15 protein-coding genes are annotated in these 12,398 nt (G+C 73.5%); 7 read left to right on the top strand and 8 right to left on the bottom strand.

The window, feature by feature from the left end; genetic code table 11:
* The 5 genes from ACOJUF_RS10865 to rpsP form a co-directional block, all read right to left on the bottom strand.
* On the bottom strand, nt 1–158 hold a 158-nt coding region (locus ACOJUF_RS10865; protein ID WP_420121868.1), incomplete at its 3' end, for a 50S ribosomal protein L19.
* Between the two features lie 64 nt (nt 159–222).
* Nucleotides 223–924: a tRNA (guanosine(37)-N1)-methyltransferase TrmD gene (trmD, locus tag ACOJUF_RS10860; RefSeq protein ID WP_420121866.1), complete on the bottom strand. Its 702-nt coding sequence runs from the start codon at nt 922–924 to the stop codon at nt 223–225.
* 31 nt (nt 925–955) lie between these two features.
* Nucleotides 956–1,453: a ribosome maturation factor RimM gene (gene rimM, locus ACOJUF_RS10855; protein WP_420121865.1), complete on the bottom strand. Its 498-nt coding sequence runs from the start codon at nt 1,451–1,453 to the stop codon at nt 956–958.
* 13 nt (nt 1,454–1,466) lie between these two features.
* Nucleotides 1,467–1,700, bottom strand: a complete 234-nt coding sequence (locus ACOJUF_RS10850; RefSeq protein WP_420121867.1) for an RNA-binding protein — start codon at nt 1,698–1,700, stop codon at nt 1,467–1,469.
* 2 nt (nt 1,701–1,702) lie between these two features.
* Nucleotides 1,703–2,152, bottom strand: a complete 450-nt coding sequence (rpsP, locus tag ACOJUF_RS10845; RefSeq protein WP_420121864.1) for a 30S ribosomal protein S16 — start codon at nt 2,150–2,152, stop codon at nt 1,703–1,705.
* 202 nt (nt 2,153–2,354) lie between these two features.
* Between rpsP and ACOJUF_RS10840 the strand changes: the two genes are divergently transcribed.
* From ACOJUF_RS10840 to ACOJUF_RS10825, 4 genes are read left to right on the top strand one after another with little or no spacing between them, the layout of a single operon-like run.
* Nucleotides 2,355–3,401, top strand: a complete 1,047-nt coding sequence (locus ACOJUF_RS10840; RefSeq protein ID WP_420121863.1) for a FecCD family ABC transporter permease — start codon at nt 2,355–2,357, stop codon at nt 3,399–3,401.
* Complete coding sequence (locus ACOJUF_RS10835; protein WP_420121862.1) at nt 3,398–4,414, top strand: FecCD family ABC transporter permease; 1,017 nt, start codon at nt 3,398–3,400, stop codon at nt 4,412–4,414. Before ACOJUF_RS10840 ends, ACOJUF_RS10835 begins: the two co-directional genes overlap by 4 nt.
* Nucleotides 4,411–5,220, top strand: a complete 810-nt coding sequence (locus ACOJUF_RS10830) for an ABC transporter ATP-binding protein (RefSeq protein ID WP_420121861.1) — start codon at nt 4,411–4,413, stop codon at nt 5,218–5,220. The genes ACOJUF_RS10835 and ACOJUF_RS10830 overlap by 4 nt, the downstream gene beginning before the upstream one ends.
* Before the next feature lie 21 nt (nt 5,221–5,241).
* Nucleotides 5,242–6,294 (top strand): ABC transporter substrate-binding protein, encoded by a 1,053-nt coding sequence (locus tag ACOJUF_RS10825; protein WP_420121860.1) that lies wholly within the window; start codon nt 5,242–5,244, stop codon nt 6,292–6,294.
* 1 nt (nt 6,295) lies between these two features.
* On the opposite strand, the gene ACOJUF_RS10820 is transcribed toward ACOJUF_RS10825, so the two are convergent.
* Together ACOJUF_RS10820 and ffh are read right to left on the bottom strand one after the other, a co-directional pair.
* Entirely contained in the window at nt 6,296–7,375 is a 1,080-nt protein-coding gene (locus ACOJUF_RS10820; protein ID WP_420121859.1) for an amidohydrolase family protein, read from the bottom strand.
* Nucleotides 7,372–8,922 (bottom strand): signal recognition particle protein, encoded by a 1,551-nt coding sequence (ffh, locus tag ACOJUF_RS10815; protein WP_420121858.1) that lies wholly within the window; start codon nt 8,920–8,922, stop codon nt 7,372–7,374. Before ffh ends, ACOJUF_RS10820 begins: the two co-directional genes overlap by 4 nt.
* Before the next feature lie 42 nt (nt 8,923–8,964).
* Between ffh and ACOJUF_RS10810 the strand changes: the two genes are divergently transcribed.
* The 3 genes from ACOJUF_RS10810 to ACOJUF_RS10800 are packed head-to-tail and all read left to right on the top strand — an operon-like array spanning nt 8,965 to nt 10,992.
* A complete protein-coding gene (locus ACOJUF_RS10810) occupies nt 8,965–9,885 on the top strand; it encodes an ABC transporter ATP-binding protein (RefSeq protein ID WP_420121857.1) in 921 nt (306 codons plus the stop codon).
* A complete protein-coding gene (locus tag ACOJUF_RS10805; RefSeq protein ID WP_420121856.1) occupies nt 9,882–10,745 on the top strand; it encodes an ABC transporter permease in 864 nt (287 codons plus the stop codon). The genes ACOJUF_RS10810 and ACOJUF_RS10805 overlap by 4 nt, the downstream gene beginning before the upstream one ends.
* Nucleotides 10,738–10,992, top strand: a complete 255-nt coding sequence (locus tag ACOJUF_RS10800; protein ID WP_420121855.1) for a helix-turn-helix transcriptional regulator — start codon at nt 10,738–10,740, stop codon at nt 10,990–10,992. Before ACOJUF_RS10805 ends, ACOJUF_RS10800 begins: the two co-directional genes overlap by 8 nt.
* Here the strand turns inward: ACOJUF_RS10800 and ACOJUF_RS10795 are convergent.
* Nucleotides 10,977–12,398, bottom strand: a 1,422-nt coding sequence (locus ACOJUF_RS10795) for an HD domain-containing protein (RefSeq protein WP_420121854.1), incomplete at its 5' end; no start/stop codon positions are given. The two genes, ACOJUF_RS10800 and ACOJUF_RS10795, sit on opposite strands and share 16 nt — an antisense overlap.

The raw sequence follows: 12,398 nt of genomic DNA, 5'->3' as shown, positions 1-12,398 counted from the left end.
CCGCCGCCCTGGCGGCGGATCACGTGGCCGGCGAAGACCTGGATCCGGGACCGGTTGCCCTCGATGACCTTGACGTGCACCTTGACCGTGTCGCCGGGCCGGAAGTCCGGGATGTCGGACCGCAGGGAGGCGGCGTCCAGTTCGTCCAGGGTGTTCATGTGGAATTCCTCAAATCACAAGTCGGCAGGGCAACCGCTCCATTGTGCCAGAGCGGGACCCTGATCATTGAATCAGCAGGTCGGGTCGGTTCTCGGTCGTGCGGCGCCGCGATTCTTCCCGCCGCCAGGCGGCCACCGCGGCGTGGTCGCCGCTGGTGAGCACCGGCGGCACGGTCAGCCCCCGGTACACCGGGGGCCGGGTGTAGGACGGCGCCTCGACCAACTGCGCGAGGTCGCCGCTGAACGAGTCGTCCACCGCCGACTCGGGGTTGCCCAGCACGCCGGGCAGCAGCCGGGTGGCCGCCTCGACGATCACCATCGCCGCGACCTCCCCACCGGCCAGGACGTAGTCGCCGATGGACAGCTCCAGGACCGGCATCCGGGTGGCCGCGTCGGCGACCACCCGCTGATCGATCCCTTCGTACCGGCCGCAGGCGAACACCAGGTGCTCGGCCCGGGCCAGCTGCGCGGCCACCGGTTGGGTGAACCGCCGGCCGGCCGGCGTCGGGACCACCAGGATCGTTCCCGGCCCGGGGTCCGGGCCGATCACCGCGTCCAGCGCCCGGCCCCACACGTCGGGCTTCATCACCATCCCCGGCCCGCCGCCGTACGGGGCGTCGTCGACGGTCCGGTGCCGGTCGGTGGCGAAGTCCCGCAGGTCGTGCACCGCCAGCCCGACCCGGCCCTCGTCGAACGCCCGGCCCAGCAGCGACTCCCGCAGCGGCGCCAGGTAGGCCGGGAAGATCGTGATCACGTCAATGCGCATGACCGTCCCCTCCCTTTCCACCGCTCCCCCGTCAGGCGAACATGCCATCGGGCGGGGCCACGACCAGGAACCCCGCCGGCACGTCGACCGTCGGCACCAGCGCGCGCACGAACGGCACGGCCTCGTCCGTTCCGTCGGGCCGGCGCACCAGCAGCACGGGTGCGGCCGGCGGATGCCAGACGTCGATCACCTCGCCGAGCGTCCGCCCGTCGGTGTGCCGGACGGACAGCCCGACGAGCTGGTGGTCGTAGAACTCGTCCGGGTCGTCGACCTCCGGCAACTCCTCCGCGGCCACCCGCAGCGTCGTGCCGCGCAGCGCCTCGGCGGCGTCCCGGTCGTCCACTCCGGCGAACCGCAGGAGCAGCAACGGGCCCGAGCGACGCCGGGCGACCACGGTCAGCGGACCCCGGTCGGAGTCCAGCACCGCACCCGGCGCGAACCGGGTGTCCGGGTCGTCGGTGGTCACCGCGATGGTGACGTCCCCGCGCAGCCCGTGCGGCCGGCCGATCCGGCCGACCACCACGTCCATCGACGGTGTCCGGTCAGCGATCGGTGTCGACGACGTCGACGCGGATGCCACGGCCGCCGATGGCGGTCATCACGGTCCGCAGCGCGGGGGCCGTGCGACCGCCGCGCCCGATGACCTTGCCCAGGTCGTCGGGGTGCACCCGGATCTGCAGGGTGCGGCCGCGACGGCCCGTTGTCATCTCGACGCTGACGTCGTCATCGTGGTCGACGATGCCCCGGACCAGGTGTTCCAGGGCGTCCTCGAGCATCGTCACGACGCGTCGGTGCTCTCGGCCTGCGCAGAGGTCTCCGCTGCGTCATCGGCGGCCGGCTTGGCGGCCTTGCGCTTCGGGGTGGTCGCGCCGGAGCCCTCGTCGGACCCGATCGCGGCGATCGCGGCCTCGTACAGGGCGCGCTTGTCGGCCTTGACCGGCTGCGGCTTCAGGGTGCCCTCGGCGCCCGGCAGGCCCTTGAACTTCTGCCAGTCGCCGGTCACCTTGAGCAGGCTCAGCACCGGCTCGGTCGGCTGCGCGCCGACGCCGAGCCAGTACTGCGCGCGCTCGGAGTCGATCTCGATGACGCTGGGATCGGCCTTCGGCTGGTAGAGGCCGATGTTCTCGATGGTCCGACCGCTGCGGCGGGTCCGGGAATCGGCGACGACGATGCGGTAGTGCGGCTCGCGGATCTTGCCGAAGCGGGCGAGCTTGATCTTGACTGCCACGGTGCTGCAATGCTCCTTGCGGATCGGTGCGGGGGGCGGGCTCTGGTCCGCGTGGGGCAGCGGTCCGAACACACCAATGGCGGCCGCGACCGGTGAGAGGGTCCGCTCGGCGACCGTAACCGGGTCAGTGTAGTCGATCCCGGCGGCCCTGCGCCGCGGGGCGGTGGCGCGTGTTCGACTTAGGCAAGGCTACGCTTCGCTCATGCTCGGCTCCCCCGCCCGCGACCGGCCCCGGCGGGTGCGCGGTCCGGCCGCCCGCCGGCCGTCCCGACCGATCGTCCTGGCCGGGTTGCTGGCCGCGCTGGCCGGGGCCGCCGCGCTCGGCCTGTTGTTCGGCAGCAACCCGTTGGGCCCGGGTCCGGTCCTGGCCCGGCTGGCCGATCCGACCCTGGACGTCGACGCGGTGGTCTGGGGTTCCCGGGTGCCCCGCACGGTGCTGGGCGTCCTGGTCGGGGTGTGCCTGGGCGTCGCCGGCGCCGTGATGCAGGGCCAGACCCGCAACCCGCTGGCGGACCCGGGCATCCTCGGGGTCTCGGCCGGGGCGAGCCTGGCCGTGGTGGTCGGTGTCTCCGTGCTGCGCACGACGTCGGTGCTGACGACCCTGTGGCTGGCACTGGCCGGGGCCCTGGTCGCCAGCGTGGTGGTGTTCGCGATCGCGGCCCTGGGTCGCGGCCTGTCCAGTCCGGTGCCGCTGGCCATCGCCGGTACCGCCGTCACCGCGCTGCTCCTCGCGTTCACCTCCGCCCTGGTGCTCTCCGACGAGACCACCCTCGCCGCCTACCGGATCTGGGTGGTCGGGTCGCTGTCCGGGCGCACCCTGTCCGGCATCTGGGCGGCGGTGGCGTTCGCCGCGGTCGGGCTCGTCCTGGCGCTGGCCAACACCAGGTCGCTGAACTCGCTCGCGCTGGGCGCCGAGCTCGCTCACGGGCTGGGCGAGAACCTGGTGCGGACGCGGGTGATCGGGCTCGCGGCGATCACCCTGCTCACCGCGGCGGCGGTCGCGCTGACCGGGCCGATCGGCTTCGTGGGGCTGACCGCCCCGCACATCGCCCGGTCGCTGGTGGGCGGCGACCACCGCTGGCTGCTGCCCGCGTCCGGGCTGGTCGGCGGGATCGTGCTGCTGCTGTGCGACGTGGTCGGCCGGCTGATCGGCGGCACCGCCGAGGTACCGGTCGGAGTGGTCCTGTCGGTCCTGGGCGGCATCTCGTTCGTGCTGATCGTCCGGCGCGGGAAGATGGCGACCCTGTGACCCGGACCCGCGTCCCGGCCGTCACGCTGGCCGCGTTCGCCGCTTTGCTGGTCGTCGTCGTGCTCGGCATCGCCGCCGGCTCCGCACAGCTGGGCCCGACCGACGTCGTGCGCACGCTCCTGGGGCAGGGCACACCCTCCCAGGATCTGATCGTGGTGGAGCTGCGGCTGCCCCGGGTGCTGTGCGGGGCGCTGGTCGGCGCCGCGCTCGGCCTGGCCGGGGCGCTGACCCAGACCTTCGCCCGCAACCCGCTGGCCACCCCGGACATCCTCGGCGTCACCTCCGGCGCCGCACTCGGGGCCGTGGCGGCGATCGTGCTGGCCGGCGGCAGCTACTCCATCGGGGCCGGCGCCCTGACCCTGGGCCTGCCGGCCGTCGCCGCGATCGGCGCGCTGGGCACCGCCGCCGTCGTGTACGGGCTGTCCTGGCGGGACGGGGTGGACAGTTACCGGCTGATCCTGGTCGGCATCGGCACCACCGCCGCACTCACCGGCGTCACCAGCTACCTGATCGCCCGGGCCCAGCTCACCGAGGCGTCGACCGCGTCGCAGTGGCTGGTCGGCAGCCTGTCCGGGGTGTCCTGGGCCAGCGTCTGGCCGGTGCTGCTGACGGTCGCCGTGGTCACTCCGTTCGCCCTGGTCCAGTCGTCGAATCTGGAGGTGAGCCTGCTCGGCGACGACGTGTCGACCGGGCTGGGCGTGGTCGTCCAGCGGCACCGGCTGGTGATCATCGGCTGCGCGGTGCTGCTCACCGCGGCCGCGGTGTCGGCGGCCGGGCCGATCGAATTCGTGGCCTTCGTCGCCCCGCAGGTCGTCCGCCGGCTCACCCGGACCGCCCGACCCCCGTTGCTCGCCTCGGCGGTGACCGGCGCGCTGGTGGTGGTCGGCGCCGACACGCTGGCCCGGGCGGTGCTGCCCGGCGAGGTGCCGGTCGGCATCGTCACCGCCGTCATCGGCGCGCCGTATCTGATCTGGCTGCTCACGCGGCGCAAGGACCGGGAGATGATCGCATGACAGTGGCCACCACGACCGCCACCGCCGCCCTGACGGCGCGCGGAGTCACCCTGGCCTACGAGCAGGCCGTCGTCTTCCGGGACCTGGACCTGACCGTGGAATCCGGCCGGATCACCACGCTGATCGGCGCGAACGGCAGTGGGAAGTCGACCCTGCTCAAGGCGTTCGGCCGGCTACTGCGTCCCGCTGCGGGTCTGGTCGAGCTGGATGGCGCGCCGTTGCGGTCACTGCCGACCCGGGAGATCGCCCGCCGGCTGTCGATCCTTCCGCAGAAGCCGCTCACGCCGTCGGCGACCACCGTGCGCGACCTGGTCTCGCGGGGCCGGCACCCGCACCAGAGCCTGCTGCGCCCCTGGACCGCCGCCGACGCCGCGGCGGTCGACGAGGCGCTCGCCGCCACCGGGCTGACCGACCTGGCCGGCCGGGACGCCGCCGCCCTGTCCGGCGGCCAGCTGCAACGGGCCTGGATCGCGCTGGTGCTGGCCCAGCAGACACCGATCGTGCTGCTGGACGAGCCGACCACCTTCCTGGACCTGAGTCACCAGCTGGAGGTGCTGCGGCTGGTCCGGTCGATCAACCGCGAGCGCGGCGCGACGGTGCTCATGGTGCTGCACGACCTGTCGCTCGCCGGCCGCTTCTCCGACCGGCTGGTGGTGGTCGGCCGCGGGCGGGTGCTGGCCGACGGTGCGCCATGGGACGTGCTGACCCCGGCCGTGCTCCAGGAGGCGTTCGGCCTGGAGGCGGTGGTAATGGCCGATCCACGGTCCGGCGCACCCCTGGTCGTCCCGGTGGATCCGGTGAACTAAGGCTAGGCTAGCCTTATCTTCGTGAAGACTTTCCTGACCCGACGCGGCGCTCGCCGCATCCTCGGACCGCTGCTGACCGTGCTGCTCGCCGGCGGACTCGTCACCGGATGCTCGTCCGGCTCGTCCTCGGCCGGCTCGTCCCCGGCCGGCGCGTCCGCCGGATCCGCCGCCGCGCCCGTCGAGTGGACCTGGACCGACGCCACCGGCACCACGGTGACGCTGCCGCAGCGTCCCGAGCGCGTGGCCGGCTACGCCGACTACGCGATCGGCATGTTCGCCTACGGCCTGCAGCCGGCCGCGGTCTTCGGCCGGGTCGACGTGGCGACCGATCCCCGGTTCGCCGGCTACGACCTGTCGAGCACCGCGATCGTCGGCACCAGCTACGGCCAGATCGACCTGGAGGCCCTGGCCGCGGCCGAGCCCGACCTGATCGTCACCGGCATCTACCCCACCGACCGCGCCGGCACCCTGGACACCACCGCCCCGTACTACGCGTTCGCCGATCTGGAGCAGCAGGCCCAGCTGGCCAAGATCGCGCCGATCGTGGCGATCAAGGTCGGCGGCGACGGGCGGGCGGTGATCGAGAGCCTGACCGGGCTGGCCACGGCCCTGGGCGCCGACCCTGACCGGGTCGCCGCGGCCAAGGCCGACTTCGACGCGGCGGCCGCCGACCTGACGGCCGCGGCCGGGCAGGCGGACCTCGAGGTCACCCAGATGTACGCCGATCCGGACGGCATCTACGTGGTCAAACCGGCCGACGAGCCGGAGACCCAGCTCTACCGCAGCCTCGGGGTCACCTACACCGACCTGCACCCGGACGGCCCCTACTACTGGGACATCTTCAGCTGGGAGAACGTGGGCCAGATGATGACCGGCGACATCCTGCTGCCCAACGTCGAGGGCTTCCAGGCGGAGGAGCTGATGGCGCAGCCGACCTTCGCCGCGTCGCCGGCGCTGGTCGCCGGGCAGGTCAACACCTGGAACGGCGCCGCGCTGGACTACGCCTCGCAGGCCGTCCAGATGGGCAAGCTGGCCGAGATCCTGCGCAGCTCGCGGAACGTCACCGGAACCTGACTCAGACCGTCCCGCGGACGACGCGGCCGGCCCGGACGATCACGGCCGGCCGCTTGAGGACCTGCGGGTCGGCCACCGGATCGTCGGCGAAAATCACCAGGTCGGCCGGCGCGCCGACCTCGGTGCCGGGCACGCCCATCCAGGCCCGGGCCTCGTGCGCCGACGCGGCCAGCGCCCGGCGCATGCCCAGCACCCGGCCCAGCGCGATCACCTCGTCGGCGATCCGGCCGTGCTCGACGTACCCGCCGGCGTCGGTGCCGGCGTGCACCGCCAGGCCGGCGTCGGCCGCGGCCCGGACCATCTCGTGGTTGCGCGCGTACAGCTGCCGCATGTGCCGGGCGTAGGTCGGGAACCGGGTCGCCTGGTCGGCGAACGCCGGGAAGTTCTCGATGTTGATCAGGGTCGGCACGAGGTGGGTGCCCTGGGCGGCGGCGGTGGCGATCGTCTCGTCGGTCAGCCCGGTGCCGTGCTCGATGCAGTCGACGCCGGCGGCCAGCAGGCCGGGCAGCGCGTCCTCGCCGAACACGTGGGTGGTCACCCGGCAGCCGGCGGCGTGCGCCACCGCGACCGCCTGCGCCAGCGTGTCGTCGGGCCAGAGCGGGGCCAGGTCGCCGACGGACCGGTCGATCCAGTCGCCGACGATCTTGACCCACTGGCCGCTGCCGTAGGCGACCTGCCGGGCGACCTCGGCCGGCAGGTCGTCCGGATCGTCCAGATCGATGCCCAGGTCGCGGATGTACCGCTTGACGAACGCGACGTGCCGGCCGGCCCGGATCAGCACGGGCAGGTCGTCCCGGCCGACCAGCGCGCCGGTGTCGACCGGCGACCCGCAGTCGCGCAGGGCCAGCGCCCCGGCCTGCAGGTTGGCCACCGCCTGCTGCTCGGCCTGCGCGATGGTGGCCGGCCCGGTCGGCGAGTAGCCGACGTGGCAGTGCGCATCGACGAAACCGGGCAGCACGAACCCGGTGACGGTGACCGCGCCGGTCGCCGGCCCGTCCACGATGCGACCGCCGGACACGGCCAGGTCCACCGGCTCCCCGGTGGCCGGATCGACGCCCCGGACCCGCAGGTCCGGGTTCACTTCTTCGGGAACTTGAGCTTCGTGGGGTCGAAGTCACCCGGGAACTGGTCCATCCCGGGGAAGCCGCCCGGCGCGGCCCCGCCCGGCGCCCCGAGGCCCGGCGGCATCCCGGGCGGCAGGGCACCCAGGCCCGGGAAACCGCCCGGCATGCCCTTGACCTTCGGCGGCGTCGGCCCGCGTCCGGTGGAACGCTTGCCCTTGCGCCCCTTGGCCGCCTTGCGGTTCGACGGGCGGCCGCCCAGCCCGAACCGGCCGGCCATCGACGACATCATCTTGCGGGCCTCGAAGAACCGCTCGACCAGCGCGTTGACCTGGGAGACCGTCGACCCCGAGCCCCGGGCGATGCGCTGCCGGCGGGAGGCGTTGATGATCTTCGGGTCCTGCCGCTCGGCCGGCGTCATGGACTGGATGATCGCGGCGGTGCGGTCGATGTCGCGGTCGTCGACGTTGGCCAGGGCCTCCTTCATCTGGCCGGCGCCGGGCAGCATGCCCAGCAGGCCGCCGATCGGGCCCATCTTGCGGATCATCATCATCTGCTCGAGGAAGTCCTCGAGGGTGAACTCGTTGCCGGCCATCTTGGCCGCCATGGCCTCGGCCTGCTCGGCCTCGAAATGCTGCTCGGCCTGCTCGATGAGCGTGAGCATGTCGCCCATGCCCAGGATCCGGGAGGCCATCCGGTCCGGGTGGAACACGTCGAAGTCGGCCAGCTTCTCGCCGGTGGAGGCGAACATGATCGGCTGCCCGGTGACGTGCCGGACGGAGAGCGCGGCGCCGCCGCGGGCGTCGCCGTCGAGCTTGGTCAGCACGACGCCGTTGAACCCGACGCCGTCGCGGAACGCCTCGGCGGTGGTGACCGCATCCTGGCCGATCATCGCGTCGACGACGAACAGGATCTCCTGCGGCTGCACCGCGTCGCGGATGTCGACCGCCTGCTGCATCATCTCGGCGTCCACACCGAGCCGGCCGGCGGTGTCGACGATGACCACGTCGTGCAGGCGGACCCGCGCGTGCTCGACGCCGTTCCGGGCGACCGCGACCGGGTCGCCGACCCCGTTGCCGGGTTCGGGCGCGAAGACCTGCACGCCGGCCTGCTCGCCGACGATCTGCAGCTGGGTGACCGCGTTGGGGCGCTGGAGGTCGGAGGCGACGAGCAGCGGCGTGTGCCCCTGGCCCTTGAGCCACAGGGCCAGCTTGCCGGCCAGCGTCGTCTTGCCGGCGCCCTGCAGGCCGGCCAGCATGATGACGGTCGGCGGGGTCTTGGCGTAGGTCAACCGGCGGGTCTCGCCGCCGAGGATCGCGATGAGCTCCTCGTTGACGATCTTGACGATCTGCTGCGCCGGGTTGAGCGCCGCGGAGACGATCACCCCGTTCGCGCGCTCCTTGATCCGCGCGATGAAGGCGCGGACCACCGGCAGCGCGACGTCCGCCTCCAACAGCGCGATGCGGATCTCGCGACAGGTCTTGTCGATATCGGCCGGGGTCAGCCGGCCCTTGCCCCGCAGGTTGGTGAGGACCGACGAGAGGCGATCGGACAGGGTTTCGAACACCAGGCGATCCTATCGGCCGACCGGATGTAGTAGAACTACTACATGTCGTCCTACACATCAGTCGAAGTGTCAGGCCTGGCGATGCGGTACGGCACCAAGGACGTGCTCCACGGCGTCGACTTCACCATCGCCCGCGGCGAAGTGCTGGTCCTGCTCGGGCCCAACGGCGCCGGCAAGACGACCACGATCGAGATCCTGGAGGGGTTCCGGATGCCGTCCGCCGGCACGGTGCGCGTGCTGGGCGAGGATCCGGCCCGGGCCGACGAGGCCTGGCGGGCCCGGATCGGGGTGGTGCTGCAGTCCTGGCGCGACCACGGCCGCTGGCGGGTGCGGGAGCTGCTCGACCATCTGGGCGGCTTCTACGGGCCCTGGGCGACCCCCGATCGACCCCGGCCCTACCCGACCGACGAGCTGATCGAGATGGTCGGCCTGACCGAGCACCGCCGGGCCAAGGTCGCCACCCTGTCCGGCGGCCAGCGGCGCCGGCTGGACGTGGCCATCGGCATCGTCGGGCGGCCCGAGCTGCTGTTCCTGGACGAGCCGACCGCGGGGTTCGATCCGGCCGCCCGCCGGGACTTCCACGATCTGGTGCACCGGCTGTCCGACCTGCAGGACACCACGATCCTGCTGACCACCCACGACCTGGACGAGGCGGAGAAGCTGGCCGACCGGATCCTGATCCTGCACCACGGCCGGATCGTCGCCGACGGCAGCGCGGAGGCGCTGGCCCGGCAGGTCGCCGGCACCGCCGAGGTGCGGTGGTGCCAGCGCGGCCAGCGGCACGTCCACGCCACCGACGACCCGACCGGGTTCGTCCGGTCGCTGTTCGCGCAGGAGGCGGCGGGCCCGGACGGGCCGGCCGGGCCGATCACCGAGCTGGAGGTCCGCCGGCCCAGCCTGGAGAGCACCTACCTGGCCATGGTGTCCGAGCAGGCCGGCCCGACCCTGGAGGTGGTCCGATGAGCACCAACACCGTCGCCGTGCGCTGTTCCGTGTCCTGCGGCCTGCGCCGCGGGCGCACCGAGTTCACCAACAGCGTCCGGTCGGCCACGGACCTGGCGTACTACGTCATCGTGTCGCTGATCGTGCTGCTGGTGCTGTGGCTCAACCGGTCCGACACGCTGCCGGGCACGACGGTGCCGGTCGCCCTGTTCATGCTGCCCGGCCTGCTGGCCCTGCAGGTCGTGTTCTCCGGGGCCTACGGGCTGGCCACCCAGCTGGCCACCGAGCGGGAGGACGGCACCCTGCTGCGGCTGAAGTCGGTGCCCGGTGGGATGACCGGGTACGTCTGCGGCCAGATGCTGCGCACGACCCTGGAGATCGGCTTCAGCATGGCGATCGTGCTGATCCCGGCGTTCTTCTTCATCCCCGGCCTGACCGCGAACGGCATCGGCGGCTGGATGGAGGCGATCGGGTTCCTCCTGCTGGGGCTGCTGGCCGTGCTGCCGCTGGGCTTCGTCATCGGGTCGGTGTTCAAGAGCCCCCGGATGGTCGGCGGCTGGGGCATGCTCGTGATGGGCGCCATCGTCTGGGTGTCGGGCATCTTCTACCCGCTGGCCCAGATGGCCGGCTGGGCGCAGGCGCTCGGTCAGCTGACCCCGGTGTACTGGCTGGGTCTGGGACTGCGCGCCGCACTGCTGCCCGAGTCCGCGGCAGCCGTCGAGATCGACGGCAGCTGGCGCACCCTGGCCACCCTGGTCGTGCTGCTGGCCTGGGCGATCGTCGGGTTCCTGGTCGCGCCACCCCTGCTGCGGCGGATGGCCCGGCGGGAGTCCGGCTCGTCGGTGGCGGCGCGGCGGGAGAAGGCCCTGCAGCGTGTCTGACGTCCTGTTCAACCGGCTCGCCGTGCTGCGTGCCGAGCGCGGCATCACCCGGCGCCAGCTGGCCGAGGCGGTCGGCGTGCACTACCAGACCGTCGGCTACCTCGAACGCGGCGAGTACAGCCCCAGCCTGCTGCTGGCGCTGCGCATCGCCGAGTACTTCCAGCTGCCGGTCGAGCAGGTGTTCGCCACCGCACCCTTCCCCCGGATCGGAACGGTCGGCCAGGCGCCGGCTCAGGCCAGCGCCTGATCGATCAGCCCGGCCACCTCCCGGGCCCGCGCGCCGGACAGCGGCGCGCCGTCCGGCGCCTGCACGTAGAAGACGTCGACCGCGTCGGCGCCCAGGGTGTCGACGCGGGCGCCGACCACGTCCAGGCCCGCGGTCGTCAACACCGACGCGACCTTGTACAGCAGCCCGGGCAGGTCGTGCGCGCGCACCTCGAAGACGGTGGCGGACGCCGAGGCGGCCTCGACGACCCGCACCTCCGGGGGCACGGCCGGCCCGCGCCGGGGCGGCGCGGCCCGCCGGGCCAGCCGGGCCGCGACGTCCAGGCTGCCGTCCAGGGCCCGGACCAGGTCGGCCCGCAGGGTGGCCGCGGCCGGCGCCTCCCCGAACTGCGGGGCCGCGATCCAGGTCTGCAGGGCCGTCCCGTCCACCGTGCGGATGGCCGCCGACCGCACGGTCAGCCGGTGCATGGTCAGCACCGCCGCCGAGGCGGCCAGCAGCCCGGGGCGGTCCGGCGCGCAGATGGTGATCCGCAGCGCGGCCGGGATCTGTTCGATGACGATGCCGACCCCGCCGGCCGCGATCAGCTCGCGCTCGACCTGGGTCATCGCCGGCGGCTCGGCCGGGCGCTCGCCGGCCAGCGCCCGCCGCACCCGGGTCACCAGGTGCCGGATCTGCCCGGCCCGCCAGCTGGTCCAGGCGGCCGGTCCGGCCGCCCGGGCGTCCGACTCGGTCAGCGCGGCCAGCAGGTCCAGCGTCTCGACGTCGCCGACCGCCTCCACCACGGTCGCGATGGTCGCCGGGTCGTCCGGGTCCCGCCGGGCGGCCGAATCGCCGAGCAGCAGGTGGTGCCGGATCAGCGTCTCGATGACGGCGACATCAGCGGCGGGCAGGCCCATCCGGCGCAGCCACGGCCCGCACATGTCGGCGCCGACGGCGGCGTGGTCGGCGTGGTCGCGCTCGTCCTCGCGCGGGCCCTTGCCGATGTCGTGCAGGATCGCGGCAAGCAGCAGCAGGTCGGGCCGGGACACCCGGCGGACCAGCCCGGAGGCGTTGACCGCGGTCTGCATGAGGTGCCGGTCGACCGTGTAGAGGTGGATCGGATCGCGCTGCGGCAGCGACCGCAGCCGCTCCCAGCCGGGCAGCAGGGTCGAGATCAGCCCGGCCTGGTCCAGGTCCTCCCAGGCGGCGATCATCGGTTCCCCGGCCCCGAGCAGGGACAGGAACGCGTCCAGCGCGACGGGCGGCCACGGATCGGGCAGCGGCGGGCAGGTCCGGGCCAGGCGCAGCACGGTGGCCGGCGAGACCGGCAGGCCGGCCTGCGCGGCGGCGGCCGCGGCCCGCACGACCAGGGTCGGGTCGGTGGCCGGGTTGACCGCCCGGGCCAGCACCGCCTCCCCCTCCTGCTCGACGATGCCGTCGGCCAGCGG

The sequence above is a fragment of the Nakamurella sp. genome (assembly GCF_048594475.1).
In the GTDB taxonomy this organism is placed as follows: domain Bacteria; phylum Actinomycetota; class Actinomycetes; order Mycobacteriales; family Nakamurellaceae; genus Nakamurella.
The sequence above is the reverse complement of the archived record's forward strand: the minus strand, read 5'-3'. Positions and strand labels throughout refer to the sequence as shown.

Excerpts from the sequence above, each read along its gene's own strand:
- ACOJUF_RS10850 (WP_420121867.1), bottom strand. The coding sequence starts at position 1,700 with ATGCTCGAGGACGCCCTGGAACACCTGGTCCGGGGCATCGTCGACCAC.
- ACOJUF_RS10840 (WP_420121863.1), top strand. The coding sequence starts at position 2,355 with ATGCTCGGCTCCCCCGCCCGCGACCGGCCCCGGCGGGTGCGCGGTCCG.
- rimM (WP_420121865.1), bottom strand. The coding sequence starts at position 1,453 with ATGGACGTGGTGGTCGGCCGGATCGGCCGGCCGCACGGGCTGCGCGGG.
- trmD (WP_420121866.1), bottom strand. The coding sequence starts at position 924 with ATGCGCATTGACGTGATCACGATCTTCCCGGCCTACCTGGCGCCGCTG.
- ACOJUF_RS10810 (WP_420121857.1), top strand. The coding sequence starts at position 8,965 with ATGTCGTCCTACACATCAGTCGAAGTGTCAGGCCTGGCGATGCGGTAC.
- ACOJUF_RS10805 (WP_420121856.1), top strand. The coding sequence starts at position 9,882 with ATGAGCACCAACACCGTCGCCGTGCGCTGTTCCGTGTCCTGCGGCCTG.
- ACOJUF_RS10830 (WP_420121861.1), top strand. The coding sequence starts at position 4,411 with ATGACAGTGGCCACCACGACCGCCACCGCCGCCCTGACGGCGCGCGGA.